Source organism: Collimonas fungivorans (assembly GCF_001584145.1).
Classification (GTDB): Bacteria; Pseudomonadota; Gammaproteobacteria; order Burkholderiales; family Burkholderiaceae_D; genus Collimonas; species Collimonas fungivorans.
In genome coordinates this window covers 1,197,576-1,221,649 of record NZ_CP013232.1, presented here as the reverse complement: position 1 = coordinate 1,221,649, position 24,074 = coordinate 1,197,576, and the positions used below count along the sequence as shown (strand labels likewise).

Here is a 24,074-nt window from a genome sequence, read left to right as displayed (position 1 = left end):
GTTTTACCGTATGCTCAAAAAAAAGCCCCGGTAAAAACCAGGGCCTTTTACAAACCACCGCTGCTGCCTATTTTTTGCCCAGGCCACCCAGCAAGCCGCCAAGCAATCCGGTAGTTTGCCCGCTGCTTGTGCTGCCGGTAGTGCCAGAGGAAACCGTAGTGGTCAGACCGGCGATCAGGTTGGTCACCGGAGCCAGCGGGTTGCTTGCGCTGCCGCTGCCGCCTGAAGTTACCGTGCCGCTCAGGCTGCCCAATAAACCGGTTACAGGAGCCAGCAGGTTGCCAGTACCGCCGGCACCAGCCGCGCCACCCACGCTACCCAGCAAACCGGTTACGGGTGCCAGCAGATTGCCGGCACCACCGGCGCCAGCCGCACCGCCCAGGCCACCCAGCAAGCCGGTTATCGGAGCCAAGGGATTGCTGCCACCGCTGGCGCCGCCCACCGCGCCAGTCAAGCTACCCAACAAGCCAGTGACCGGAGCCAGGGCACCGCTGCCGGCGGCTGCGCCGCTCAGGCTGCCGGTCAAGCCGTTGACGACGCTGACCACTGGCGCTAATGGCCCTGCAAGGGCGCCAATCAGCACGTTGTCAACCGGTTGCAAGATGCCGCCGGTCTGGTTTCCCAGCAATGGCTGGCCAGTGGTGGTCAAGCCGTTGACTGCCAGGCCGCCCACCAGGTTGCCGGTATTGCTCACCACCGGGCCGAGATTGCTGACGATAGGTACGCCCGATTTGGTCAGGCCGCTGCCGACGCTGGCGACAGTGCCGCCGGCCACGCCCAGCAACAGATTAGCCGGCTGGTTCAGCGCAGTGACATTGCCGACGGTCTGCAGCAGGGTCGCCGCAGTGTTGGTCAAAGGCACGATCGCGGTGCTCACCGTTTGTGTTACTTGCTGCACCGGACCTGTGGTCAGCGCCGTAGTCAGGATCGGCGCCACGGTGCCGGAGACCGTGCTGCCGATCGTACTGACCAGGCCGCCGACCGGCGCCGTTACAGGCGCCAGGACGCTAAGCGGGCCGCTGGCGCCAAGGCTGGTCACCACCTGGCCGGCGCTATTGACGGTGGCACCGACCTGGGCCACCACGCCGCCGGCACTGCCGACAGTGATGCCGACCGGATTCTGCGCCGTGCCGATTTGGCCCAGGCCGTTAGTCAAGCCGCCGCCGAGCACGGTGACGATGCCGCTGGCATTGTCGACCACGCCGTTCAGTGCGGTCTTGGTGCCAGGCGTTACCAGCGGCAGCTGGTTGATCAGCGTGTTGCCGATGCCGTCAACCGCTGTGCCGACGCTGGATACGGTGGTGCCCAGGTTCGAAACCAGATTGGACGAACTGGCAGTTGGCGTCGTCGGGGTGACCGGTGTGGTTGGCGTAGTTGGAGTAGTTGGGGTGGTAGGGGCCGTTGTCGTTGTACCGCCGGCGCCGCCGGCATGGCTAAGCAAACTGCCGCCGCTGCCGCAACCTGCGAGTAATGCCGTCAGCAATACCGATGCCGCCAGCAAGCCGTTCTTTTTCGATGCTTTCATGATCTATCTCCCTTTTGGATGAATCGGATAAAGCTTTGCCTACTGTCTTTTCGCAAAGAGCGTGCCAACCAGAAACGCACTCGAAACAGTGCTTCCGGCCGCACATCCATTTTTATACATTGAGAAGAAAAACCATTAAAATCAACAACTAACACCAATTTTGAATGACCCGGCGATAAAACAGCCAGGTACTCTGCAACGGCCCTTGACACGTAACATGTAACGTAACAGCAGGGAACAAGTCGCCTTCACCGCTTCAATAATTATTGCAAAAACACCATCATTAATGCGCTGCTCGGCAGTCCAATCGGTGCCCACGCAAGCGCCTATAATGAGCGCTCTCGCTATAGCCCTCAAGACCACCGCCCATGCCGCAGTCCTTAGATAATTTGCTGGTGATCGGGATTTCATCCCGTGCGCTATTTGACCTGGAAACCGAAGAGGCAATCTTTCGCCAGCATGGCCTGGAAGAATATCGCCGCCACCAGTTGCGCAATGAAAATGAAATCCTCAAGCCGGGAGCCGGCTTCGCCCTGGTGAAAGCGCTGCTGAAACTAAATCGCCTGACCGGTCAGCGTTTCGTCGAAGTGGTCGTGATGTCGCGCAATTCCAGCGAAACCTCGATGCGCATCTTCAATTCGATCAAGCATTACGGCCTCGACATCACGCGCGCGGTATTGTCGGGCGGCTCGTCGCTGGCGCCCTACCTGCAAGCCTTCAATGTCAGCCTGTTTTTATCCTTGCATGAGGATGACGTCCAGGCGGCGGTCAATTCCGGCGTGGCGGCGGCGCTGCTGTACCAGAAACCGGAGAACGCGCTGGAAGAGCTGGAACAGATCCGTATTGCCTTTGACGGCGATGCCGTGATTTTTTCGGATGAGTCGGAAAGGATTTACCAGACCGAGGGAATTGAAGCCTTTGAAAAGCACGAGCGCGAAAACGCCCTGCTGCCATTGCCGCAAGGTCCGTTTGCGCGGCTGCTGCTGGCGCTGTCCTACATCCAGAACAACTTCAAGAATCCGGACGGGCATGCGGCGCCTATCCGCACCGCACTGGTCACGGCGCGTTCCTCACCGGCCCATGAGCGCGTGATCCGTACCCTGCGCGCCTGGAATGTCGCAATCGACGAAACCTTTTTCATGGGCGGCATCGTCAAATCGGATGTGCTGGCGGCCTTCAAGCCGCACATGTTTTTTGACGACCACCCCGATCATTGCGACCGCGCCGCCGGTAAAGTGCAAACCGGGCGGGTGCCGTGGAAACAGGCGGGCGAATTTGAATGAACCGGGTGGTGCATGACATCAGGCGGTCGGCAAGACATATTCCTTGAACTGTTCCCGCAGTTTGTTTTTCAGCAGCTTGCCGGTGGCGCCAAGCGGCAAGGCGTCGACAAACGTCACATCGTCCGGCGTCCACCATTTGGCGACTTTTCCTTCGAAAAATTTGAGCAGCTGCGCGCTGTCCACCTCCATGCCCGGCTTCCGGACCACCACTAGCAGCGGCCGCTCATCCCACTTCGGATGAAAGATGCCGATGCAGGCAGCCATCTGCACCGCCGGGTGCGCCATCACGATGTTTTCCAGGTCTATGCTGCTGATCCATTCGCCGCCTGACTTGATCACATCCTTGCTACGGTCGGTGATCTGCATGTAGCCGTCGGCGTCGATGGTCGCGACGTCGCCGGTAGCAAACCAGCCATCCTGCAACACCGCCCCGCCTTCATTCTTGAAATAGGTATCGATAATCCACGGCCCCTTGACCAGCAGGTTGCCGTAGGTTTCGCCATCCCACGGCAGCTCCTTGCCGGCGTCGTCGACAATCTTCATGTCGACGCCGTAGATCACATGGCCCTGCTTTTGCAGCAGCAATTCCTGCTGCTCGACCGGCAGCGACAGATGCCTGGTCTGCAGGCAGCAAGAGGTACCCAGAGGCGACATCTCGGTCATGCCCCAGGCATGCACTACCTCCACCCCATAACGATGGCGCAAAGCCTGCATCATGGCCGGCGGACAGGCGGAGCCGCCGATGATGGTGCGCTTGAAACTGGAGAACTGCAGCTGGTTCTGCTCCATGTAGTTCAGCAAACCGAGCCAGACAGTCGGCACGCCGGCCGAGATGGTGACCTGTTCCTGTTCAAATAATTCGTACACGGATTTACCGTCCAGCGCCGGACCGGGAAACACCATCTTCGCGCCCGTGATCGGCACCGCGTACGGCAAACCCCAGGCATTGACATGGAACATCGGCACTACCGGCAACACCGCGTCGCGCCCCGATATGTTCATGGTGTCGGGCATGATCGAGGCCAGCGAATGCAATACGGTCGATCGGTGCGAATACAAGGCGCCCTTGGGATTGCCGGTGGTGCCCGAGGTATAACACAGGCTGGAGGCGGAATTCTCGTCAAACAAGGGCCAGCTATAGTCATCCGGACTGTGCTCCAGCAGCGCTTCGTAGCACAGCAGGTTCGGCAGCTTGCTGTCTGGCGGCATCAGTTCGGGATCACACAGGGCAATGTAGCCCTTGATGGTCTTGGCCAGCGGCGCTACCGCCTCGACCAGCGGCAGGAAGCAGATATCGAACAGCAGGTACTGGTCTTCGGCGTGGTTGGCGATATAGCCGATCAGGTCCGGATGCAGGCGCGGATTGATGGTGTGCAGCACGGCGCCCGACCCGGACACCGCGTAATACGCCTCCATGTGGCGGTAGCCGTTCCAGGCCAGCGTTGCGACCCCTTCGCCCATGCCCACGCCTAGCGTTGCCAGGGCATTGGCGAGCTTGCGAGCACGCCGGTGGCAATCGCTGTAGGTATAGCGGTGGAGATCGCCCTCGACCCGCCGCGACACGATTTCATTGCGGCCGAAATAGCGGTCGGCGTGCTGGATAATGCTGGAGATGAGCAATGGCTGGCTCATCATCTGCCCCATCAGCGGGCTCTTGGGATATTGGGACATCGCATCTCCTGACGTTGTAATGTTTTTATTTTTATTGCAATTTACACGTTTTATCCTGCCCGGAGATGCCTGCCGTAAAAAAAAAGACCCAGCTTTGCCGCCGGTCATTTGGCGGTAAAGCTGGGTCCTTCCTGGGTCCTTCTATCTCTGCTTATGTTTTACTGCTGCTTTCGGGTTAGCGCGCCGAAATCGCATCCACCACGCACAACGCAGTCATGTTGACGATGCGGCGCACAGTGGCCGACGGCGTCAGGATATGGACCGGCTTGGCGCAGCCCAGCAGGATAGGCCCCACCGCAACGCCGTTGCCGCAAGTATTCTTGAGCAGGTTGTAGGCGATGTTGGCAGCGTCGATGTTAGGCATCACCAGCAGGTTGGCGTCGCCTTTCAGGGACGAATCCGGCATCACTTTCCGCAGCAGCTCGCCGTCCAGCGCGGTATCGCCGTGCATTTCGCCGTCGACTTCCAGATCCGGCGCCTGCTCCTTGATGATGGCCAGGGCATTCCGCATTTTTTGCGCCGAAGCGCTGTTGCTGGTGCCGAAATTGGAATGGGACAGCAAGGCTGCACGCGGCTTGATGCCGAAACGCAGCATTTCTTCCGCGGCCAGGATCGTGATTTCCGCCAGCTGTTCGGCGGTCGGATCCTCATTCACATGGGTATCGACCAGCACCAGCTGCCGGCTCGGCAGGATTAGCGCGTTCATCGCCGCATAGACATTGACGCCGTCGCGCCGGCCCAGCACCTTGTCGATGTAGTTCAAGTGCAGGCTGGTAGTGCCGTAGGTGCCGCAGATCATGCCGTCGGCATGGCCCTTGTGGATCGCCATCGAACCGATCAGCGTATGGCGGCGGCGCATTTCCAGCTTGGCGTACTGTTCGGTCACGCCCTGGCGCTTGGTCATCGCCAGGAAAGTCTGCCAGTAGTCGCGGTAGCGTTCGTCGAAATCGGGATTGATGACTTCGAAATCGACATCAGCTTTCAGGCGCAGGCCGAAGCGCTCGATGCGCTGCTGCAGCACCGCCGGCCGGCCGACCAGGATCGGACGCGCCAGGTTTTCGTCAACCACCACCTGCACTGCGCGCAGTACACGTTCTTCTTCGCCTTCGGCATACACGATCCGTTTCTTCTCCGCCGTCGTTTTCTTGGCGATCTGGAACAGCGGCCGCATGAACGTGCCGCTGCGGTAAACGAATTGCTGCAGCTTGTCGATGTAGGCTTCCATGTCCTTGATCGGACGGCTGGCGACGCCAGACGCTTCGGCGGCCTTGGCGACTGCCGGCGCGATCTTGATCATCAGGCGCGGATCGAACGGTTTTGGAATGATGTACTCAGGGCCGAACGACAGGTTGGTGATGCCATAGGTGGTTGCTACGATGTCCGACTGTTCGGCTTGCGCCAGCTCGGCGATCGCATGCACCACCGCGATTTCCATCTCGCGCGTGATGGTGGTGGCGCCACAATCGAGCGCGCCGCGGAAAATGTAGGGGAAGCACAGCACATTGTTGACCTGGTTCGGATAGTCCGAACGGCCGGTCGCCATGACGGCGTCGTCGCGTACCGCCTTGACGTCTTCCGGCAGAATTTCCGGGGTCGGGTTGGCCAGCGCCAGCACCAGCGGCCGCGCCGCCATCGCCTTCACCATGTCTTGCTTGAGCACGCCGCCGGCCGACAGGCCGAGGAAAATGTCAGCACCTGGAATCAGCTCGGCCAGTGTGCGCGCATCGGTCTCGCGGGCGAAACGTTCCTTGTCCGGATCCATCAGTTCGACCCGGCCTTTGTAGACCACGCCGGCCAGGTCGGTGACGAAAATATTCTCGATCGGGAAGCCAAGGTCGACAATCAGGTCGAGGCAGGCCAGCGCCGCTGCGCCCGCGCCCGACACCACCAGCTTGCAGCTCTTGATGTCTTTGCCGACCACTTTCAGGCCGTTCAGGATCGCGGCGCCGACGATGATCGCAGTGCCGTGCTGGTCGTCATGGAATACCGGGATCTTCATGCGGTCGCGCAGCTTGCGTTCGATCTCGAAGCATTCTGGCGCCTTGATGTCTTCCAGGTTGATGCCGCCGAAAGTCGGCTCGAGCGAAGCGATGATGTCGCACAGCTTTTCCGGATCGGTTTCGTTGATTTCGATATCGAAGACATCGATGCCGGCGAATTTCTTGAACAGCACGCCCTTGCCTTCCATTACCGGCTTCGACGCCAGCGGCCCGATGTTGCCCAGGCCAAGCACGGCAGTGCCGTTGGTGATGACGGCAACCAGGTTGCCGCGAGCCGTATAGCGGAAGGCATTGGCCGGATCGGCCACGATTTCTTCGCAGGCGGCAGCTACGCCTGGCGAATACGCCAGCGCCAGGTCGCGCTGGTTAGTCAGCAGCTTGGTCGGGGTGACGCTGATTTTCCCCGGGGTCGGAAACTCGTGATACTCAAGCGCCGCCTGACGCAATTGTTGACGAAGTTCTTCTTTTTTATCGATCATCGAATCCATATGCGTCTGTCCCCAAGCGTAACAAGTGAAAGTCCTTGATTTTATCAGACTGGTCGCGGCCGATTATGTGAATTTCGCATGGTGAATGGCTATTTCATAGGATAATTTATAAAAACTATTAAATTATTTAAATACAATCTTAAAAACTATTGACCCTATACATATAATCAACTCACTGAGATATGTTCATCTGAAATTCCGCCGTCGGGCCAAATTTTGAAATGATTGAGATCCAGGCGCTTGTTGTAAAATTAGCCGCCGCAAATATTGCGGCGGCGAGCATGCCACACGTCGCGTTCCTCGCTACCGCCAACCATCCTTCAGGACATTCATGAAACCCATCATCATCATCGGCGCCGGCATGGCTGCATATTCTCTGGCGCGCGAGGTGCGCAAGCTGGACAAGACAGCGGCGCTGCTGATCATTACTGCCGACGATGGCGGTTTCTATTCGAAGCCGATGCTGTCCAACGCCTTCGCGCAAAAGAAACTGGCTGCGCAGCTGATCTCGCAAAGCGCGGTGCAGATGGCTGAGCAGGTCGGCGCCCACATCATGACCAAGACCCGGGTCAAGGGCATCGACACCGCGGCCAAGGTGGTCGACACCAGCAGCGGCGCTTTCGAATATGCGCAGCTGGTGATTGCCGTCGGCGCCCAGCCTATCCGCCTGAACATCGCCGGCGACGCTGCTGACCGCGTGCTGTCGGTCAATCACATCGAAGACTACGCCACCTTCCGCGCCAAGCTGCTGCCGGATCAACAGGCAACGGCGCGGGTAGCAATCCTGGGCGCCGGCCTGATCGGTTGCGAGTTTGCCGACGACTTGGCCGCGCATGGCCACACGGTGACGCTGATCGATCCCAATTCCCTGCCTTTGGCAGCACTGGCGGCACCGGCTTTGTCGCAAGGTTTGCAGGCAGCGCTGACTGCCCGCGGCATCGCCCTCCAGCTAGGAACCACCGCCGCCAGCATCGACCATGCCGACGGCGCGATCAAGCTCACCTTGTCGAACGGCGAAGCAGTGATTGCCGATGTTGTCCTGTCCGCTGTCGGCCTGCGCCCTGACCTGGCGTTGGCGCAGGCAGCCAAATTGGCTACTGGCCGCGGCATCATGATTGACAGCCATGGCCGCACCAGCGCTGCCGATGTCTATGCGCTAGGGGATTGCGCCGAGTATCGCGTCGACAGCGAAGGCCGCACCAGTCCCCTGCCATACATCGCGCCTATCCTTACCGCGGCACGCGCGATTGCCAAGACCCTGACGGGTGAAGATACCGCGATCGACCTGAAGCATTCACCGGTGATCGTCAAGACCCCGAGCTATCCGCTGGCGCTGGTGCCGCCGCCGTCGCACGCGGTGGCGGCCGGCCGCTGGGAAACCGAACTGGATGGCGCGACCACCATTTGCCGTTTCTTTGATGCGCAAGGGGTGATGGTGGGTTTTGGAGTGGCGCCGCAAGAGGCGAAAATCCGGCAAGCCCTGATGGCAGCCTTGGGTACGACGATTTAAGGAATTGAGCGGCGCTGCCGTCGAGCGCCTCCGGGATGTCAGGCAAACTCGGCAATCAGCTCGACAATTTCAGCGCCGTAAGTCTCCAGCTTCTTCTCGCCGACGCCGCTGACGCCGCGCAGATCATCCAGGGATGACGGCTGCGCCTTGGCGATTTCGCGCATGGTGGCGTCGTGGAAGATGACGTAGGCCGGCACGTTGTGCTTGCGTGCAGTCTCGACCCGCCACCAGCGCAGTTTCTCGAAAATCGCCTGCTCCAGCGTCGACAGGTCGGTTTCGACATAACCCTTGGGCTTGCTGCCGCTGCGTTTCTGCTTGACCGGTTTCTGGTACTGCCGCAACTGCACCGGCTGCTCGCCGCGCAATACCGGCCGCGCGGCGTCGGTCAGCTTGAGCGCGCTGTAGGCTTCATGGTCGACCGTGATCAGGCCCAGCGCAATCGACTGCCGCAAGATGGCCCGCCATTCGGCTTCGCTGCGGTCGCTGCCGATGCCAAAGGTGGAAAGCTGCTCGTGACGCCATTGCTTGATCTTGTCGGAATCGATGCCGCGCAAGACATCCATCACATGCATCGCGCCAAACCGCTGGTCGACCCGGTAGATCGTCGACAACAGCTTTTGCACCACCACCGTGGCGTCGAACGACACCGGCGGACTCATGCAGGTGTCGCAATTGCCGCAGCGTTCGGAGCCCTGGCCGAAATAATCCAGCAAACGCACACGCCGGCAATGCAAGGTCTCGCACAGGCCGAGCATCGCATCGAGCTTGACGCCCAGCACCCGCTTGAAGACTTCGCCGGCTTCCGACTCATCTATCATGCGCCGCTGCTGCACCACGTCCTGCAAGCCATACGCCATCCAGGCGTTGGCGGGGCCGCCGTCGCGGCCTGCGCGGCCGGTTTCCTGGTAATAACCCTCTATGCTTTTCGGCAGGTCCAGATGGGCGACAAAACGTACATCCGGCTTGTCGATCCCCATGCCGAAGGCGATGGTGGCCACCATCACGATGCCGTCTTCACGCAGGAACCGCCCCTGGTTCTTGGTCCGCTGGGCATAGTCCATGCCGGCGTGGTACGGCAAGGCCTGTATCCCCTGCTGCTCCAGGAATTCAGCCGTCTCTTCAACCTTCTTGCGCGACAGGCAATACACGATGCCGGCGTCGCCGGCGTGCTCGCTCTGGATGAAATCGAGCAACTGCTTGCGGCCGTTGGCCTTCTCGACAATCTGGTAACGGATGTTGGGCCGGTCGAAAGAGGAAACGAAACGCGCGCCCTGCTCCAGTTGCAGGCGCAGCGCGATTTCCTCGCGGGTCTGCTGGTCGGCGGTGGCCGTCAGCGCAATCCGCGGCACTTGCGGAAAACGCTCGTGCAAGATCGACAGCTTGATGTATTCGGGCCGGAAATCATGCCCCCATTGTGAAACGCAGTGCGCCTCGTCGATCGCGAACAGGGCGATCTTGGACGATTCCAGCAGGTCCAGGCAGCGCGGCGTCAGCAGGCGCTCCGGCGCTACATATACCAGGTCGAGATCGCCGCTGCGCACGCGGCGTTCGATCTGCGAGGCTTCTTCGTAGGTCTGTGTCGAATTCAGGAAGGCGGCGCGCACGCCGACTTCGGCCAGCGCATCGACCTGGTCCTGCATCAGCGCGATCAGCGGCGACACCACCACGCCGACGCCGTCCCGCAGCAAGGCCGGGATCTGGTAGCACAGCGACTTGCCGCCGCCTGTCGGCATCAATACCAGCGCATCGCCGCCGTTGGCTACGTGGCTGACAATCTCAGCCTGCTGGCCACGGAAAGAGGGGTAACCGAATACCGTTTGCAGTATGTGGAGTGCTTGCGGGTCGGAACCGGCGGATACGTCTGGATGTGGCGAGTGTGACATCAAATATTCATTTAGCTAAGGAACCCGTTGTGCACAGCCACCAGAAGGAAAACCCCCAAGGCGATGCGATACACGATGAACGGCCAGGTGGAAAACTTCTCCAGGAATTTCATCAATCCCCAGATCGCGCCGAAAGCCGAGATGCTGGCGACCACCAGGCCGAAAATCAGCAGCATCCAGGTCTCCAGCGGCATATGCAGGTGGAACAAAACCAGCAACTCTTTCAAGCCGGCCAGCGCGATCGCAGGCAAGCCGAGCAGGAAAGAGAAACGCGCCGCTTCTTCACGCTTGAAGTTGAGAAACAAGGCGGCAGTCAGGGTCGAACCGGAACGCGACACGCCCGGAATCAGCGCTCCTACCTGCGCCAGGCCGACGATCAAGGCGTCGCGCAAACGCATCTCGCCGACCGTGCGGCGATGGCGGCAACTCAGTTCGGCAATCGCCAGCAGCAGTCCCATGGCGATGCAGGCGTAACCGATCACGCTCAGGCTGCGCAGCGGCGAGCCGCAGGCGTTCAGCACCGGCGCCAGCGCCAGCCCGGCGATGCCGATCGGAATCGTCGCCAGGATGATCGCCACCCCGAGACGGAACGGCGGACTGCTGAAATTACGCTCGCGCACCGCGGTGATGCTGCCGACGGTCACCTCGCGCACGTCGCGCCAGAAGTAGCTGACCACGGCCGCCAGCGCCGCCAGCTGCATCGCCGCCGAAAACGCCGAGCCGGGATCGTGCCAGCCCAGTATGGCCGGGACGATGCGCATGTGCGCAGTGGAAGAAATCGGCAATAGCTCAGAGATGCCCTGAATTACGCCAAGGATCGCGACCTGCACGTAATCCAGCGATGCAAACCCGATATCGGTACCAGCGGAACATACACCTGCCACAACACCCTCCTGTTCGTTCAAGACCCGGATAACTCGCCTGGATAACTCTTTTGCCGCAGGCCCGGCTCAATGCGTCCAGCTCAATGCGTCCAGTTCACCCAGCCGGTGTAGCCGGTCACGATCACCACCAGGCCGAACACGATACGGTACCAGGCAAATGCAGTGAAATCGTGGCTGCTGATGTAACGCAGCAACCAGCGTACGCACAAGAATGCCGAGACAAACGCGGCGACTGTGCCGATCGAAAACAGCGGGATGTCGGCAGCCGACAGCAGCGCGCGGTCCTTGTACAGCGAATAGATGGTGGCGGCAAACAAGGTGGGAATCGCCAGGAAAAACGAAAACTCGGTGGCCGCCTTGCGCGACAGGCCGAACATCATGCCGCCGATGATCGTGGCGCCGGAACGGCTGGTGCCGGGAATCAGCGCAAACGCCTGGGCCACGCCGATCTTCAAGGCGTCCAGCGCGCTCATGTCGTCCACCGATTCGACCCGGGCGACGCGGTCGCCGCCCTTGTTGCGGCGCTCGACCCACAGGATGATGAAACCGCCGACGATCAGCGCAATCGCCACCGGCAAGGGCGCAAACAGTTTTTCCTTGATCATCTTGCTGAAAAAAAGTCCCAGCAGCGCGGCCGGCACAAAGGCGATGACCAGGTTGACGACCAGCTTGCGCGCCTTGGGATCGCTGGTCAGGCCGCGCAGGACCGCGCCGATGCGGGCCCGGTATTCCCAGCACACTGCGAAAATCGCGCCAGCCTGGATCGCAATCTCGAACACTTCGGCTTTTTCGCGCGTGATGTCGGCGGTGAAATCGAGCAAGCTGCCGGCCAGGATCAGGTGGCGGTCGACGAGATAGGCAGGAATTCGGTGAATCCCTCGACCAGGCCCATGATGAGCACTTTTAACGCGAGAATAATATCCATGTAGTGTGGGAGTAGTAAGAGAAAAGAAATCAAGCGCCGGGGCGAATGATACCGCCCTGGCAGTCGTATTGTTGCGAGTGTTGTCTTAAAACTTGCCGGCTATTTTACCGGTTCAAACGTGACCACCAGATTTTCCGCCCTGGTGCCGATTTTTGTCGGCATGAACGCGACGCCGGCATAACGCAGGTCTTCCGGTTTGAAGGTATACAGCGGCAGGTTGGTCAGCAGCTGATGCGCCAGCAGATTGCCGATCTGGGTGACTTGCGCAGCGTAGGTATTGTCGAGGCCATCTAGCACCAGGCTGTCCAGCTTCGGCTCCTGCAAGGTCACCGCGTTATGCGGGTTGTCCAGGAACAGCACGCCCGAAATCGCCATCTTGCCGTTCCACGACTTGCCCAGCAGCGGCATGGTCAGGATCACGTCGGTTGTCATGGCGAGGCGGTTCTGCTCGGGCGGCAAGCTGAGCTGGGCCTTGTCGGCAGTTATTTCGAACAGGCCCAGGTACCGCTGGGAAAACGGCAAGCGCTTGTCTACCGATTGCTGCAATTTAGCCAATGGAAATTCGACATCGCGCGGTCCGATCAGGGCCGCACAGGAAGACAACAGCAACGTCGCCAGCAAACCCAGCAGCACTGGCATTTTCGTAACAGGCATGTAATTTTTCATTTGCATTCGGATTTTCCTTATTCTGTCTGCAGACAGACCCTACGCGGCGGTTAAACGTTCCAGCGTTGCCAGGTAATGCATCGCATGCGCCCGGGAACTGCCGCACATATCCGGCGCCGGCTGCAGGCTGGCGCATACCGCGGGACGGTCGGGACTGCCGAAAATCCGGCAAAGATTGGACTGGTCCAGCTGGATGCAGCGCACGCCCGCCGGTTTACCGCCGGGCATGCCGGGGATAGGCGACGAGATCGACGGCGCCGTGCAGCAGGCGCCGCAATCCGGGCGGCAAGCGCTGCCTTGCGCACCCATTTGCGCGCTCATTCCCCACCCTCGCCGATCCATGTATTTTTTGCAAACATCCGAAACCTGTGACAATGCCGATTTAACCGAAGGCCAGATTCTACCGGCAATCGCCGTGCATGCCCCAAGTTCCAGCGCACGCGCCAACCCTTCTTGACACTCCCACGGTTGCCGCTTACATTACTGACTCTTAAGTCATTAATTGAAGATAGCAAGTATTCATGAACTGCCCTTTCAGCTCCAAACCCCGCTGGGCAAGACGCAAGGAAGCGCGCCCGCAGGAACTGCTGGCGGCCGCGCTGGACCTGTTCGTCGAACGCGGATTCGCCGCCACCCGGCTGGGCGACGTCGCCGCCCTGGCTGGTGTATCCAAGGGCACGCTGTACCTGTATTTCGAGAGCAAGGAAGAGTTGTTCAAGGCGGTGGTGCGTGAAAACATCTTGCCGGCGCTGGCGGAAGCGGAAGATATCATCGATGGCTACCAGGGCCCAAGCGCCGACCTGTTCCGCGAAATCCTGCTGGGCTGGTGGGAGCAGATCGGCGCCACCAAGCTGGCCGGCATCACCAAGCTGCTGATGGCCGAATCGGGCAATTTCCCTGAGCTGGCGGCGTTCCACCGCGAAGAAGTCAGCGAACGCGGCGAAGCCATGATCATGCGCATGCTGCAGCGTGGCATAGAGCGCGGCGAATTTCGCGCGATCGACGTGCGCCAGACCGCCAACGTGCTGATCGCTCCGGTGATCATGCTGATGATGTGGCAACAACCGCTCAACCCCTGCCACGTAGAGCCGGTGGATGCAGGCAGTTACCTGGACAGTTTTATCGATCTTTGCCTGCACGGCTTGCTCAGCAAACCGTAGCGTGCAATAGGATTTGAGGGTGGGCTTTGATAGAATGAGCCCTTTATTTTCACTACCGAGCCTTAACCATGAATATCGAACAAGCCCGCTTCAACATGATCGAACAGCAAATTCGCCCTTGGAACGTGCTGGAACTGGACGTGCTGGAATTGCTGACGGTAGTACGGCGCGAGGAATTCGTTCCTGCCGCTTACAAGAGCCTGGCGTTTTCCGATACCGAAATCCCGCTGCCTGGCCCGAACGGCGAAAGCATGCTCGCGCCCAAGGTTGAAGCGCGCCTGCTGCAGCAAGCTGCCGTGAAGAAACATGAGCAAGTGCTGGAGATCGGCGCCGGCTCCGGTTACATGGCTGCCTTGCTGTGCTACAAGGCGAGGCATGTGACGACGGTAGAAATCGATCCCGATCTGAAAGCGCTGGCCGAAAAGAACCTGGCTGCCTACGGCATCACCAATGTCGAGGTAGTGCTTGGCAACGGCGCCCAGGGCTGGGACCAGGGCGCAAGCAAGACCTACGACGTGATCGTGATTTCCGGCTCGCTGTCGACGCTGCCTGACGCCTTCCTCAAGCAACTCAATGTCGGCGGCCGGATTGTCGCCATCCTGGGCGAAGCGCCGGTAATGTCGGCACAGATCATCACCCGTACCACGGAAAGCAACTACAGCACGGTGCACCTGTTTGAAACCAACGTCAAACCGCTGCGCGAAGCTGCCGTTCACTCCCAATTCAAATTCTAAGCCTGCCCATGCAACATCTCACCGCCTCAGAACTGGCCGCCTGGATCGCCGATCCGCAGCGTCCGACGCCGTTGCTGCTGGACGTGCGCGAACCCTGGGAATACGAGACCTGCCACATCGCCGCGGCGCAGCTGATGCCGATGCAAACCGTGCCGGCGCGCCTGAATGACCTGGAAGAGGACCAGGCGATCGTCTGCATCTGCCACCACGGCGCGCGCAGCATGCAGGTCGCCGCGTTTCTCGAACGTCAAGGATTTTCCGCGGTCAGCAACCTGACCGGCGGCGTCCACGCCTGGGCGCAGCAGGTGGATCCGGCCATGCCGACCTACTAGGGCTCAGGCCCTGCTCAGGTCCTTTTAAACCAGATCATACCTACCTGCCGCCATTGTTCCGGAGAGTGTAATGCGCAATACCCTGATGGCCTCGTTGATCGCAAGCGCGTTGCTGGCCGCGAATGCGCATGCAGTCGACCTGGTCCAGACCTATCAGCAAGCGCTGGCCAACGATCCGGTATACACCAGCGCACGCTATGCGCTCAGCGCCAGCAATGAAAGCAGCATCCAGGGACGCGCCGCCCTGCTGCCGGTAGTCGGCTTCGGCGGCAACTACAGCCGCGCCGGGGAATCCTGGAAAACCATCACCAACAATTACAGCCTGCAGCTTACCCAGCCGCTGTTCCGCCCGGCATATTGGCAGCAGTACCAGGAAAGCAAGCTGTCGGTCGCCGCCGGCGAGGTAAAGTTTGCCCAGGCTGAACAAGACCTGATGCTGCGCGTCAGCCAGGCTTACTTCGACACGCTGACGGCGCAAGACGTGCTGGCGACGCTGCAAGCCCAGAAAAGCGCGATTGCCGAGCAGCTGGCTTCAGCCAAGCGCAATTTCGAAGTCGGCACCGCCACCATTACCGACAGCAACGAGGCGCAGGCCAGCTACGATCTGGTGATCGCGCAGGAAATCGCCGCCAGCAACAACCTCGAAGTCGCTCGCAATGTGCTGCAGCAGATTATCGGCAAGCCGCCGGCGCCGCTGGCAACCCTGCGCGCCGGAGTCCAGCTGAGCGCGCCGCAGCCGGCTGCGATCGAGAACTGGGTCAGCAGCGCCGAACAGCAGAATTTCGGCGTGGTGGGCCAGGAAATTGCGCTCAATAGCGCAAAATACGAGATCAAGAGGAACCGTGCCGGCCATCTGCCGACGGTCGACCTGGTGGCCAGCCGCGCGCACTCTGATGTCAGCGGCAGCCCGATACCTTTTTATAATATTTCGCAGATGAGCAACTCGATCGGCGTCCAGTGGACGATCCCTCTGTACGCCGGCGGCGCCGTCAATAGCGGCGTGCGGCAGGCAGTGGCATTGGAAGACAAGGCACGTTCGGACCTTGAGAACGCGCGCAGGAACGCCGCGTTGAATGCGCGCCAGGCCTATCTGGGTGTCAGCAGCGGCCTGGCCCAGATCAAGGCGTATGAAGCGGCGGAGATTTCCAGCCAGTCGTCGCTGGATTCGAACCGGCTGGGCTATCAGGTTGGCGTGCGCATCAATATCGACGTGCTGAACGCACAGCAGCAGCTGTACTCGACCCGCAGGGATTTGGCCAAGGCGCGTTACGATACGCTGATGAATAGCCTGAAGCTGAAGTCAGCGGTGGGCGCCTTGAAAGAAGAAGACTTGCAGCAAATCAATGCCTTGCTGACGCCGGCAGCATATTAAGACGGCTCCGCAGGCCACGTTCAGGCTTCGCTGCTTTTCAGCATGAACGGCGAGGTCTTGAACATGTGGATGCAGTTATCGACCACTTTCGACACGTTCTCCGCGAGATCAAAACTCTGCGGACTGAAGGTCCAGTTGTTCAGGATGCCGAACAGCAAGCCTTGCACCATGACCGCAGCCAGTATAGGATCGAGCTCGCGCGGCAACTGCCCTTTCGCAATCGCAAATCGCAACAAGCGTTCGATATCGGTGCGGCCTTGCAAAAAACATTCGTGCTGGCGGATATAAATCGGATCTTCCGGATCGACCAGCTCGCATTTATGCAGGACGATTTCAAAAATCTTGCGCGACTCCGGATTCAGCGTCGCCTCCTGCAGGGTAAACAAACATCTGTTGCGGAACTGGTTCAAAGGATCATGGGCATTTTCGTCGGCGGTTCTTTCTATCATCGCCTCCATCGGCAGGCGCACCCGCTCGCACATTGCATCGAATAAATCGCTCTTGTTCTTGAAGTGCCAATAGATAGCTCCGCGCGTTACGTCAGCGGCGCTGGCGACGTCAGCCAGGGTGGTGCGCGCTACGCCATGCTGGTGAAACACCTCGGCCGCCGCATCCAGGATGCGGCCGCGTGTTTCCAGTGCCTCTTCTTTTGTACTTCTAGCCATTTTGAGCCGACCTCCAAACTGTTACGATACTTTGTGCATTTGCAGCAAATAATTAATTGGCAATACAGACATCGTATATACACAACGCATACATTCATGCATGTATGTATAATAGCAGCATTCCGGTTGTTCCACCCGCTTTCTGGCAAAGCATCCGGTGCACCAAAGCAATTACTTATATATCCTATGTCAATTCCAGAAATAGAGTCACCTGTCAGATTTGCAGTCTTTCCTCAATTACCGTGCGAGAATTTTATGAATTCAGTTAGCTCTATCAGTCGTCTCACGCGTATCACCCTGGCAATCGCGCTCCTGTCCGCAGTTGCCGCCTGCGGCAAGAAGCCGGAAGCCCAAGCGCAACCGCCAGCCAGTGTTTCCTTCGTCACCATCGCCCCAGAACGCCTGGCCCTCACCACGGAATTGCCAGGTCGGCTGGAAGCTACCCGTATCGCCCAGATCGGCGCCCGGGCAGCCGGCATCGTGCTCAAGCGGAATTTCCGCGAAGGCAGCGATGTAAAGGCTGGCCAGACCCTGTACCAGATTGATCCGGCGCCGCTGCAGGCCGCTTACGATAGTGCGCAGGCAACCTTGGCCAAGGCTGAAGCAAATCTGACTACCGCGACCCTGAAAGCCCAGCGCTACAAGCCGCTGGTGGATGTCAATGCAGTCAGCAAGCAGGATTACGACGACACCGTCGCCACCCAGAAGCAAGCCGCGGCAGATGTGGCATCCGCCAAGGCCGCGCGCCAGACCGCCAGCCTCAATCTCGGCTACGCCACCGTAACATCGCCGATTTCCGGCCGCATCGGCAAGGCGCTGGTGACCGAGGGTGCGCTGGTCGGCCAGGGTGAAGTAACGCAGCTGGCAGTGGTGCAGCAGATCGATCCGATCTACGTCAACCTGACCCAGTCCAGCACCGACATCCTCAAATTGCAGCAGGCAATGAAGAGCGGTCAGCTGGAAAGCGCCGGCGCTGGCCTGGCCAAGGTCACCCTGGTGACTGAAGACGGCCGCACTTACCCGCAAACCGGCAAGCTGCTGTTTTCCGACTTGACGGTCGACGCCAACACCGGTTCGGTTACGCTGCGTGCTGAATTCCCTAACCCGGACCGCAGCTTGCTGCCTGGCATGTACGTACGCGCCAAGCTCGAGCAGGCAGTCAATGCCTCCGCCCTGACCGTGCCGCAACAGGCTGTCCAGCGCGACCTCAACGGCGCTTCGGTGTTCGTGATCGGGGCTGACAATAAAGTGGCCGTACGGCCGGTAACCGCCGATGTCGCACAAGGCGACAAATGGATCGTTACCGAAGGCCTGAAAGCCGGCGACAAGGTAATCGTTGATGGCTTGCAAAAGGTAAAACCAGGCGCGCCGGTCAACCCGTCGCCATGGAAGCCTAATGCAGCTCCGGCAGCTACTGCCGCACCGGCTGCAGCAGCCGGCGCCAGCGCCAGTGCCGCAGCTGCGTCAGCTGCCGCCTCAGTTGCCACATCTACCGCTAAATAAGGAGCCTATTAATGGGCAAGTTTTTCATCGACCGCCCCGTATTTGCGTGGGTGCTCGCCATCTTCATCCTGCTCGGGGGTGCTTTGGCGATCACGCAATTACCGGTGGCGCAGTATCCTTCGATTGCACCGCCAACGATTGTCGTTAGCGCCTCCTATCCCGGCGCAACCGCGCAGACCATCGACGATAGCGTTACCAGCCTGATCGAACAGGAAATGAACGGCGCCGACGGCTTGCAATACATCGAGTCGCAAAGCCAGGCCGACGGTTCGGTATCCATCACCGTCACCTTTACCCCGGAAACCAATGCCGACCTGGCAGCGGTGGACGTGCAGAACCGCCTGAAACGGGTTGAAGCACGGCTGCCGGCGGTGGTTACGCAGAACGGCGTGCAAGTTACCAAATCGCGCAGCAACTTCCTGATGTTCATCGGCCTGTCCTCGACCGACGGCAAACTCGATCCGATCGCGCTGGGCGATTACCTGTCGCGTAACGTGCTCAATGAAATCAAACGGGTGCCAGGCGTAGGCCAGGCACAGCTGTTCGGTACCGAACGCGCCATGCGGATCTGGATCGACCCGGTCAAGCTGGTTGGCCTGAGCCTGACGCCAGCTGACGTGACAGCCGCCATCACCGCGCAAAATGCACTGGTCGCCGGCGGTACGCTGGGCGATTTGCCTAGCCCCGGCTCACAGCAGATCTCCGCAACCGTGGTGGCAACCGGCCAGCTGAATACTGTCGAACAGTTCGGCAATATCCAGCTGCGCGCCAACTCGGATGGTTCGATCGTGCGCCTGCGCGACGTGGCTCGCATCGAAATCGGCGGCCAGTCCTATGCGACTGCCGGCCGCCTCGACGGCAAACCGACATCGTTCGTCGGTGTGCAGCTGTCGCCAACCGCCAACGCGCTGGGCACAGCTACCGCTGTGCAAGCCAAGATGAAGGAACTGTCCAAGTACTTCCCGGCTGGCGTCAAGTACGAAATCCCTTACGACACCTCGAAATTCGTCAAGATCTCGATTGAAGAAGTGGTCAAGACCCTGGTGGAAGCAATCATCCTGGTGTTCCTGGTGATGTACCTGTTCCTGCAAAACATCCGCTACACCTTGATCCCGACCGTGGTGGTGCCGGTGGCGCTGATGGGTACATTTGCGACGCTGCTGCTGTTCGGCTTCTCGATCAACGTGCTGACCATGTTCGGCATGGTGCTGGCGATCGGTATCCTGATCGATGATGCGATCGTGGTTGTGGAAAACGTCGAACGCATCATGAGCGAAGAAGGTTTGTCGCCGCGCGATGCAACCCGCAAGGCGATGGGCCAGATCACCGGCGCGCTGATCGGCATCACCCTGGTGCTGATCGCGGTATTCATTCCGATGGCGTTCTTCAGCGGCGCGGTTGGCGCGATTTACCGCCAGTTCTCGCTGTCGATGGTCGCTTCGATGGTGTTCTCGGTACTGATGGCGTTCACGCTGACGCCGGCGCTGTGCGCCACCATCCTGAAACCGGTGGAAGCAGGACATCATCACGAGAAGAAGGGTTTCTTCGGCTGGTTCAACCGCAAGTTCAACGCAACCACCAACGGCTATCAGGGCGTGATTGCCAAGATGCTGACCAAGACCGGCCGCTATCTGGTGGTGTACGGTGCGATCCTGATTTGCGTAGGCGTGCTTTACACGCGCTTGCCGGCCTCGTTCCTGCCGGCCGAAGACCAGGGTTACATCATCACCAACGTGCAATTGCCTGCGGGCGCCAGCAGCAACCGTACATTGGAAGTCATCAAGCAGATCGAAAAGTATTACGCGAGCCTGCCTGCCGTGGCCAATGTGGTGGCAATTACCGGTTTCAGCTTCTCCGGTAACGGCCAGAATGCCGGCCTGGTGTTTACCCCGCTGAAGGACTGGAGCGAACGTGGCCCGGCTGAATCTGCCGACGCGATCGCCGGCAAAGCGTTTGGCGTGTTCTCGCAAATCAAGGACGCTATCGTCTATCCGCTGAACCCGCCGCCGATCCCGGAACTGGGCAACGCCACCGGCTTTACCTTCCGCCTGCAAGACCGTTCGGGCCAGGGACATGCTGCTTTGACCGCAGCGCGTAACCAGATCCTGGGCATGGCGTCGCAGAGCAAAATCCTGGCTGGCGTCCGTCCGGAAGGCCTGGAAGATTCGCCGCAAGTGGAGTTGAACATCGACCGCGACAAGGCCAATGCCCTGGGCGTATCGTTCAGCGCCATCAACAGCACGCTATCGACCGCTCTCGGCTCCTCTTACGTGAACGACTTCCCGAACCAGGGCCGTCAGCAACGCGTGATCGTGCAAGCGGATGCGCCGCAACGGCTGCAACCGGAAGACCTGGCCAGGCTGTATGTCAAGAACACCCAAGGAACCATGGTGCCGTTCTCGTCATTCACCACCTCGCACTGGATCAAGGGCCCGGTACAGCTGTCGCGCTATAACGGCTATCCGGCGATGAAGATTTCCGGCGGCGCAGCACCTGGCCACAGCACCGGCGAAGCGATGGATGAAATGGAAGCGCTGACTGCCAAACTGCCTCCTGGCTTCGGCTTCGAGTGGACCGGCCAGTCGCTGGAAGAAAAAACTTCCGGTTCGCAAGCGCCAATGCTGTACCTGCTGTCGCTGATCGCTGTATTCCTGGTGCTGGCGGCATTGTATGAAAGCACTTCGATTCCGCTGGCAGTGATGCTGGTGGTGCCGCTCGGTATTCTCGGCGCGCTGCTGGGCGTTACCTTGCGCGCCATGCCGAACGACGTGTACTTCAAGGTCGGGATGATTACCGTGGTCGGCTTGTCGGCCAAGAATGCGATTCTGATTATCGAATTCGCCAAAGACCTGCAGGCTGAAGGCAAGGGCCTGATCGAAGCGACGCTGGAAGCGGTGCATCTGCGGTTCCGTCCGATCCTGATGACTTCGTTTGCGTTCATCCTCGGCGTGTTGCCGCTGGCGATCAAGACCGGCGCCGGTTCAGGCAGCCAGCGCGCCATCGGTACCGGCGTCATGGGCGGCATGATCACTGCGACAGTACTGGCGGTGTTCCTGGTGCCGGTGTTCTTCGTGGTGGTGCGCAAGTTCTTCAAGGGCAGCGAACGCCAGCAGAAACTGCACGATGCCAACAAGAAAATAGATCCGGAGAATCAGCATGTTTAATTTATTACCCAAGCAACTGACCGGCGCCCTGCTGCTGGCCGGCGTCCTCTCGGGTTGCACCATGGCGCCGACCTACGTGCGGCCGGAAGCGCCGGTCGCCGGCAGCTATCCTGCCGCCGCCGACGGCCAGGCGCAGCTGGATGCGGTGGCGCTCGGCTGGCGCCAGTTTTTCCCGGACCAGCGGCTGCAAGCGCTGATCGCCTCGGCGCTTGAAAACAATCGCGACCTGCGCACCGCCGCCTTGAACATCGAACAGGCGCGTGCCCAGTACGACATCACCGCGGCCGATGCATTGCCGAACTTCGACGGCAATTTCAGCCGCACCCGCGGCCGCACTGCCACGTACCAGCTGGTGCCCGGCCAGAACGCGGTTGGCAATGTCTACCAGGTCGGTCTGAACATGACCTCGTTCGAGCTGGATTTCTTCGGTCGCGTACGCAGCTTGAAAGACGCTGCACTGGCGAGCTACCTGGCAACCGAAGAAGCACGCCAGGCAGCGCAGATCAGCCTGATCTCGCAAGTGGCCCAGGCTTACCTGACCGAGCAGTCGTATGCCGAGCAGCAAAGACTGGCGCAGCAGACCCTGGACAGCCGCCTGGACGACTACAAGCTGGACAAGATGCGCTTTGATGTCGGCGCATCGTCAGAACTCGACTTGCGCAATTCCGAAACGCTGGTGCAATCGGCCCGTGTCTCGCTGACCACGCTGGTACGCCAGCGCGGCCAGGCCACCAACGCACTGGTGCTTCTGGTCGGCAAGCCATTAGGCGACCTGCCGGCGCCGCAATCGCTGTCGGATGAACAAATCGTCACTGACATTCCAGCCGGCTTGCCTTCCGACCTGCTGAACCGCCGTCCCGATATCCGTGAAGCAGAGCAGCAGCTGCGCTCCGCCAACGCCAATATCGGCGCAGCGCGCGCCGCCTTCTTCCCTACCATCTCGTTGACGGCAGGGATCGGCAATGCGAGCACGTCGCTGGGCAGCTTGTTCTCGGCAGGCAGCCGTACCTGGTCGTTTGTGCCGCAGCTGACGCTGCCGATCTTTGAGGGCGGCCGCAACCGCGCCAACCTGTCGCTGAGCGAAATCCGCAAGAACCTGGCGATCGCCAGCTACGAAAAAACCATACAGAGCGCATTCAGGGAAGTTGCCGACGCGCTGGTGGCCCGTGGCACATTGGAAGATCAGCTGGCTGCTCAAGATGCATTCCTCAAGGCGCAGGAACAACGGGTGAAGTTGACCGAACTGCGCTACAAGAACGGCATCGCCAGTTCGACCGACCGCCTGAATGCGCAGCGCGACCTGTTCTCGGCGCAGCAATCCTTGATCCAGACGCGTCAGCTGCGCCTGAACAATGCGATTGACCTGTATCGGTCCCTGGGCGGCGGCTTGAATGAAAACACAGCTGTGGCGGCGAAATAGTCGTTCACGCTTGAGTTAGCGAGTTCAGCAACAAAAAAACGCCGCACTTGTGCGGCGTTTTTATTTCAGGCATCCACAACCAGTCAGCTTGCCGTGGTCATGCTGCCAGCCGATAATGAGCTGCCGCGTGGCGAGCGCGGTACCAAAGTATTCCCAGCCATTCATGCAGGGCGTATTCGCTGCGGCGCAAGCCTTCTCCCGACGGCAGGAAATTGAGAATGGTAAGCCGGTCCCGGCTAAAGAATACGGTCGGCGCCATCGTCACTTCCAGGCCTGCATCGACAAACATCATCTGGGCCCGCGGCATCTGCAACGTGTCTGTCACCAGCACGATCTTTTTCACCCCCGCTTGCGCCAGGATCCTGGCCGTGAATTTTGCATTTTGTTCGGTATCGTCTGAACCCTCTTCGAGCCATTTGACCGGCGTCGCAAAATCATCCCGCAAACTGTTTGCCATCATTGCCGCCTCCGACAATTTCTGCCCCTCAGGCGCTCCGCCCGTCACCAGGATTGGCAATCCGGTCTGGCGCTGCAACCTGGCGCCGTAACGTAAGCGCGCCAGGGTCCAATAGTTTGGCGTGTCGCCGCCGTCATACTCTGGCGCGCTTCCCAGCCTGCCCCCGCCCAATATGACGATGGCTTGCGCGCCGTCGGCAGCGCCGGCGGCCAGCGGCGGAGCACGCTGTTCGAGCGGCGCCACAAGCAGTAAAGCCCCGGCCCTGCTGCTGAATATTGCCAGCAGCAGCAATGACGCCAGGCTTATGCTCATGCCGATGCGCGGGAAAGCACGCCGCAGCAGCATTCCCGCAATACACAGCAAGATCAGGTTGGTTGGCAGCAGCAGCAGCGCGCTTACCACTTTGGTGACGACAAAAGATGCATTCATGGT

18 protein-coding genes and 1 pseudogene are annotated in these 24,074 nt (G+C 60.0%); 9 read left to right on the top strand and 10 right to left on the bottom strand.

The window, feature by feature from the left end:
- Positions 1-67: 67 nt before the first annotated feature.
- Complete coding sequence (locus tag CFter6_RS05270; protein WP_061539033.1) at positions 68-1,525, bottom strand: collagen-like triple helix repeat-containing protein; 1,458 nt, start codon at positions 1,523-1,525, stop codon at positions 68-70.
- A 368-nt stretch (positions 1,526-1,893) separates the two neighbouring features.
- Between CFter6_RS05270 and CFter6_RS05265 the strand changes: the two genes are divergently transcribed.
- On the top strand, positions 1,894-2,808 hold the full coding sequence (locus CFter6_RS05265; RefSeq protein ID WP_061539032.1) for a 5'-nucleotidase: 915 nt from the start codon (positions 1,894-1,896) through the stop codon (positions 2,806-2,808).
- 18 nt (positions 2,809-2,826) lie between these two features.
- Here the strand turns inward: CFter6_RS05265 and CFter6_RS05260 are convergent, their stop codons facing one another.
- Both CFter6_RS05260 and CFter6_RS05255 read right to left on the bottom strand, forming a co-directional pair.
- Positions 2,827-4,479, bottom strand: a complete 1,653-nt coding sequence (locus tag CFter6_RS05260; RefSeq protein ID WP_061539031.1) for a 3-(methylthio)propionyl-CoA ligase — start codon at positions 4,477-4,479, stop codon at positions 2,827-2,829.
- Positions 4,480-4,654: 175 nt separating this feature from the next.
- A complete protein-coding gene (locus CFter6_RS05255; protein ID WP_061539030.1) occupies positions 4,655-6,967 on the bottom strand; it encodes an NADP-dependent malic enzyme in 2,313 nt (770 codons plus the stop codon).
- 331 nt (positions 6,968-7,298) lie between these two features.
- On the opposite strand from CFter6_RS05255, the gene CFter6_RS05250 reads away from it, so the two are divergent.
- Complete coding sequence (locus tag CFter6_RS05250; protein ID WP_061539029.1) at positions 7,299-8,477, top strand: FAD-dependent oxidoreductase; 1,179 nt, start codon at positions 7,299-7,301, stop codon at positions 8,475-8,477.
- Positions 8,478-8,515: 38 nt separating this feature from the next.
- Here the strand turns inward: CFter6_RS05250 and recQ are convergent, their stop codons facing one another.
- From recQ to CFter6_RS05225, 5 genes and pseudogenes are all read right to left on the bottom strand, one after another.
- Positions 8,516-10,360: a DNA helicase RecQ gene (gene recQ / locus CFter6_RS05245; RefSeq protein WP_061539028.1), complete on the bottom strand. Its 1,845-nt coding sequence runs from the start codon at positions 10,358-10,360 to the stop codon at positions 8,516-8,518.
- 11 nt (positions 10,361-10,371) lie between these two features.
- Entirely contained in the window at positions 10,372-11,244 is an 873-nt protein-coding gene (locus CFter6_RS05240; protein ID WP_061539027.1) for an undecaprenyl-diphosphate phosphatase, read from the bottom strand.
- A gap of 80 nt (positions 11,245-11,324) precedes the next feature.
- A pseudogene (locus CFter6_RS05235) lies at positions 11,325-12,169 on the bottom strand (undecaprenyl-diphosphate phosphatase).
- Positions 12,170-12,268: 99 nt separating this feature from the next.
- Positions 12,269-12,823, bottom strand: coding sequence for a DUF1439 domain-containing protein (locus CFter6_RS05230; RefSeq protein WP_167351359.1), 555 nt, complete (start codon positions 12,821-12,823; stop codon positions 12,269-12,271).
- A 51-nt stretch (positions 12,824-12,874) separates the two neighbouring features.
- The gene (locus CFter6_RS05225; RefSeq protein WP_236904533.1) at positions 12,875-13,156 is read right to left on the bottom strand and encodes a YkgJ family cysteine cluster protein; all 282 of its coding nucleotides are present in this window, start codon (positions 13,154-13,156) and stop codon (positions 12,875-12,877) included.
- A gap of 200 nt (positions 13,157-13,356) precedes the next feature.
- On the opposite strand from CFter6_RS05225, the gene CFter6_RS05220 reads away from it, so the two are divergent.
- The 4 genes from CFter6_RS05220 to CFter6_RS05205 all read left to right on the top strand — a co-directional run bounded on the left by CFter6_RS05220 (position 13,357) and on the right by CFter6_RS05205 (position 16,433).
- A complete protein-coding gene (locus CFter6_RS05220; RefSeq protein ID WP_061539024.1) occupies positions 13,357-13,995 on the top strand; it encodes a TetR/AcrR family transcriptional regulator in 639 nt (212 codons plus the stop codon).
- Between the two features lie 68 nt (positions 13,996-14,063).
- Entirely contained in the window at positions 14,064-14,729 is a 666-nt protein-coding gene (locus CFter6_RS05215; RefSeq protein WP_061539023.1) for a protein-L-isoaspartate O-methyltransferase family protein, read from the top strand.
- An 8-nt stretch (positions 14,730-14,737) separates the two neighbouring features.
- Positions 14,738-15,061, top strand: a complete 324-nt coding sequence (locus CFter6_RS05210; protein WP_061539022.1) for a rhodanese-like domain-containing protein — start codon at positions 14,738-14,740, stop codon at positions 15,059-15,061.
- Between the two features lie 70 nt (positions 15,062-15,131).
- Positions 15,132-16,433, top strand: a complete 1,302-nt coding sequence (locus CFter6_RS05205; protein WP_061539021.1) for a TolC family outer membrane protein — start codon at positions 15,132-15,134, stop codon at positions 16,431-16,433.
- A gap of 20 nt (positions 16,434-16,453) precedes the next feature.
- On the opposite strand, the gene CFter6_RS05200 is transcribed toward CFter6_RS05205, so the two are convergent.
- Positions 16,454-17,098, bottom strand: a complete 645-nt coding sequence (locus tag CFter6_RS05200) for a TetR family transcriptional regulator (RefSeq protein ID WP_061539020.1) — start codon at positions 17,096-17,098, stop codon at positions 16,454-16,456.
- A 255-nt stretch (positions 17,099-17,353) separates the two neighbouring features.
- On the opposite strand from CFter6_RS05200, the gene CFter6_RS05195 reads away from it, so the two are divergent.
- The 3 genes from CFter6_RS05195 to CFter6_RS05185 are packed head-to-tail and all read left to right on the top strand — an operon-like array spanning position 17,354 to position 23,185.
- A complete protein-coding gene (locus CFter6_RS05195; protein ID WP_061539019.1) occupies positions 17,354-18,601 on the top strand; it encodes an efflux RND transporter periplasmic adaptor subunit in 1,248 nt (415 codons plus the stop codon).
- 11 nt (positions 18,602-18,612) lie between these two features.
- Positions 18,613-21,765 (top strand): efflux RND transporter permease subunit, encoded by a 3,153-nt coding sequence (locus CFter6_RS05190; protein WP_061539018.1) that lies wholly within the window; start codon positions 18,613-18,615, stop codon positions 21,763-21,765.
- Positions 21,758-23,185, top strand: a complete 1,428-nt coding sequence (locus tag CFter6_RS05185; protein ID WP_061539017.1) for an efflux transporter outer membrane subunit — start codon at positions 21,758-21,760, stop codon at positions 23,183-23,185. The genes CFter6_RS05190 and CFter6_RS05185 overlap by 8 nt, the downstream gene beginning before the upstream one ends.
- 97 nt (positions 23,186-23,282) lie before the next feature.
- Here CFter6_RS05185 and CFter6_RS05180 read toward each other — a convergent pair whose 3' ends face one another.
- Positions 23,283-24,071, bottom strand: a complete 789-nt coding sequence (locus tag CFter6_RS05180) for a YdcF family protein (protein WP_061539016.1) — start codon at positions 24,069-24,071, stop codon at positions 23,283-23,285.
- Between the last annotated feature and the right edge of the window lie 3 nt (positions 24,072-24,074).

Bases quoted from the DNA above. Each gene is read 5' to 3' on its own strand.
- CFter6_RS05230 (WP_167351359.1), bottom strand. From the start codon at position 12,823: ATGCCTGTTACGAAAATGCCAGTGCTGCTGGGTTTGCTGGCGACGTTG.
- CFter6_RS05185 (WP_061539017.1), top strand. From the start codon at position 21,758: ATGTTTAATTTATTACCCAAGCAACTGACCGGCGCCCTGCTGCTGGCC.
- CFter6_RS05205 (WP_061539021.1), top strand. From the start codon at position 15,132: ATGCGCAATACCCTGATGGCCTCGTTGATCGCAAGCGCGTTGCTGGCC.
- CFter6_RS05265 (WP_061539032.1), top strand. From the start codon at position 1,894: ATGCCGCAGTCCTTAGATAATTTGCTGGTGATCGGGATTTCATCCCGT.
- CFter6_RS05195 (WP_061539019.1), top strand. From the start codon at position 17,354: ATGAATTCAGTTAGCTCTATCAGTCGTCTCACGCGTATCACCCTGGCA.
- CFter6_RS05215 (WP_061539023.1), top strand. From the start codon at position 14,064: ATGAATATCGAACAAGCCCGCTTCAACATGATCGAACAGCAAATTCGC.
- recQ (WP_061539028.1), bottom strand. From the start codon at position 10,360: ATGTCACACTCGCCACATCCAGACGTATCCGCCGGTTCCGACCCGCAA.
- CFter6_RS05255 (WP_061539030.1), bottom strand. From the start codon at position 6,967: ATGGATTCGATGATCGATAAAAAAGAAGAACTTCGTCAACAATTGCGT.
- CFter6_RS05180 (WP_061539016.1), bottom strand. From the start codon at position 24,071: ATGAATGCATCTTTTGTCGTCACCAAAGTGGTAAGCGCGCTGCTGCTG.
- CFter6_RS05260 (WP_061539031.1), bottom strand. From the start codon at position 4,479: ATGTCCCAATATCCCAAGAGCCCGCTGATGGGGCAGATGATGAGCCAG.
- CFter6_RS05250 (WP_061539029.1), top strand. From the start codon at position 7,299: ATGAAACCCATCATCATCATCGGCGCCGGCATGGCTGCATATTCTCTG.
- CFter6_RS05200 (WP_061539020.1), bottom strand. From the start codon at position 17,098: ATGGCTAGAAGTACAAAAGAAGAGGCACTGGAAACACGCGGCCGCATC.
- CFter6_RS05270 (WP_061539033.1), bottom strand. From the start codon at position 1,525: ATGAAAGCATCGAAAAAGAACGGCTTGCTGGCGGCATCGGTATTGCTG.
- CFter6_RS05210 (WP_061539022.1), top strand. From the start codon at position 14,738: ATGCAACATCTCACCGCCTCAGAACTGGCCGCCTGGATCGCCGATCCG.
- CFter6_RS05190 (WP_061539018.1), top strand. From the start codon at position 18,613: ATGGGCAAGTTTTTCATCGACCGCCCCGTATTTGCGTGGGTGCTCGCC.
- CFter6_RS05220 (WP_061539024.1), top strand. From the start codon at position 13,357: ATGAACTGCCCTTTCAGCTCCAAACCCCGCTGGGCAAGACGCAAGGAA.
- CFter6_RS05225 (WP_236904533.1), bottom strand. From the start codon at position 13,156: ATGAGCGCGCAAATGGGTGCGCAAGGCAGCGCTTGCCGCCCGGATTGC.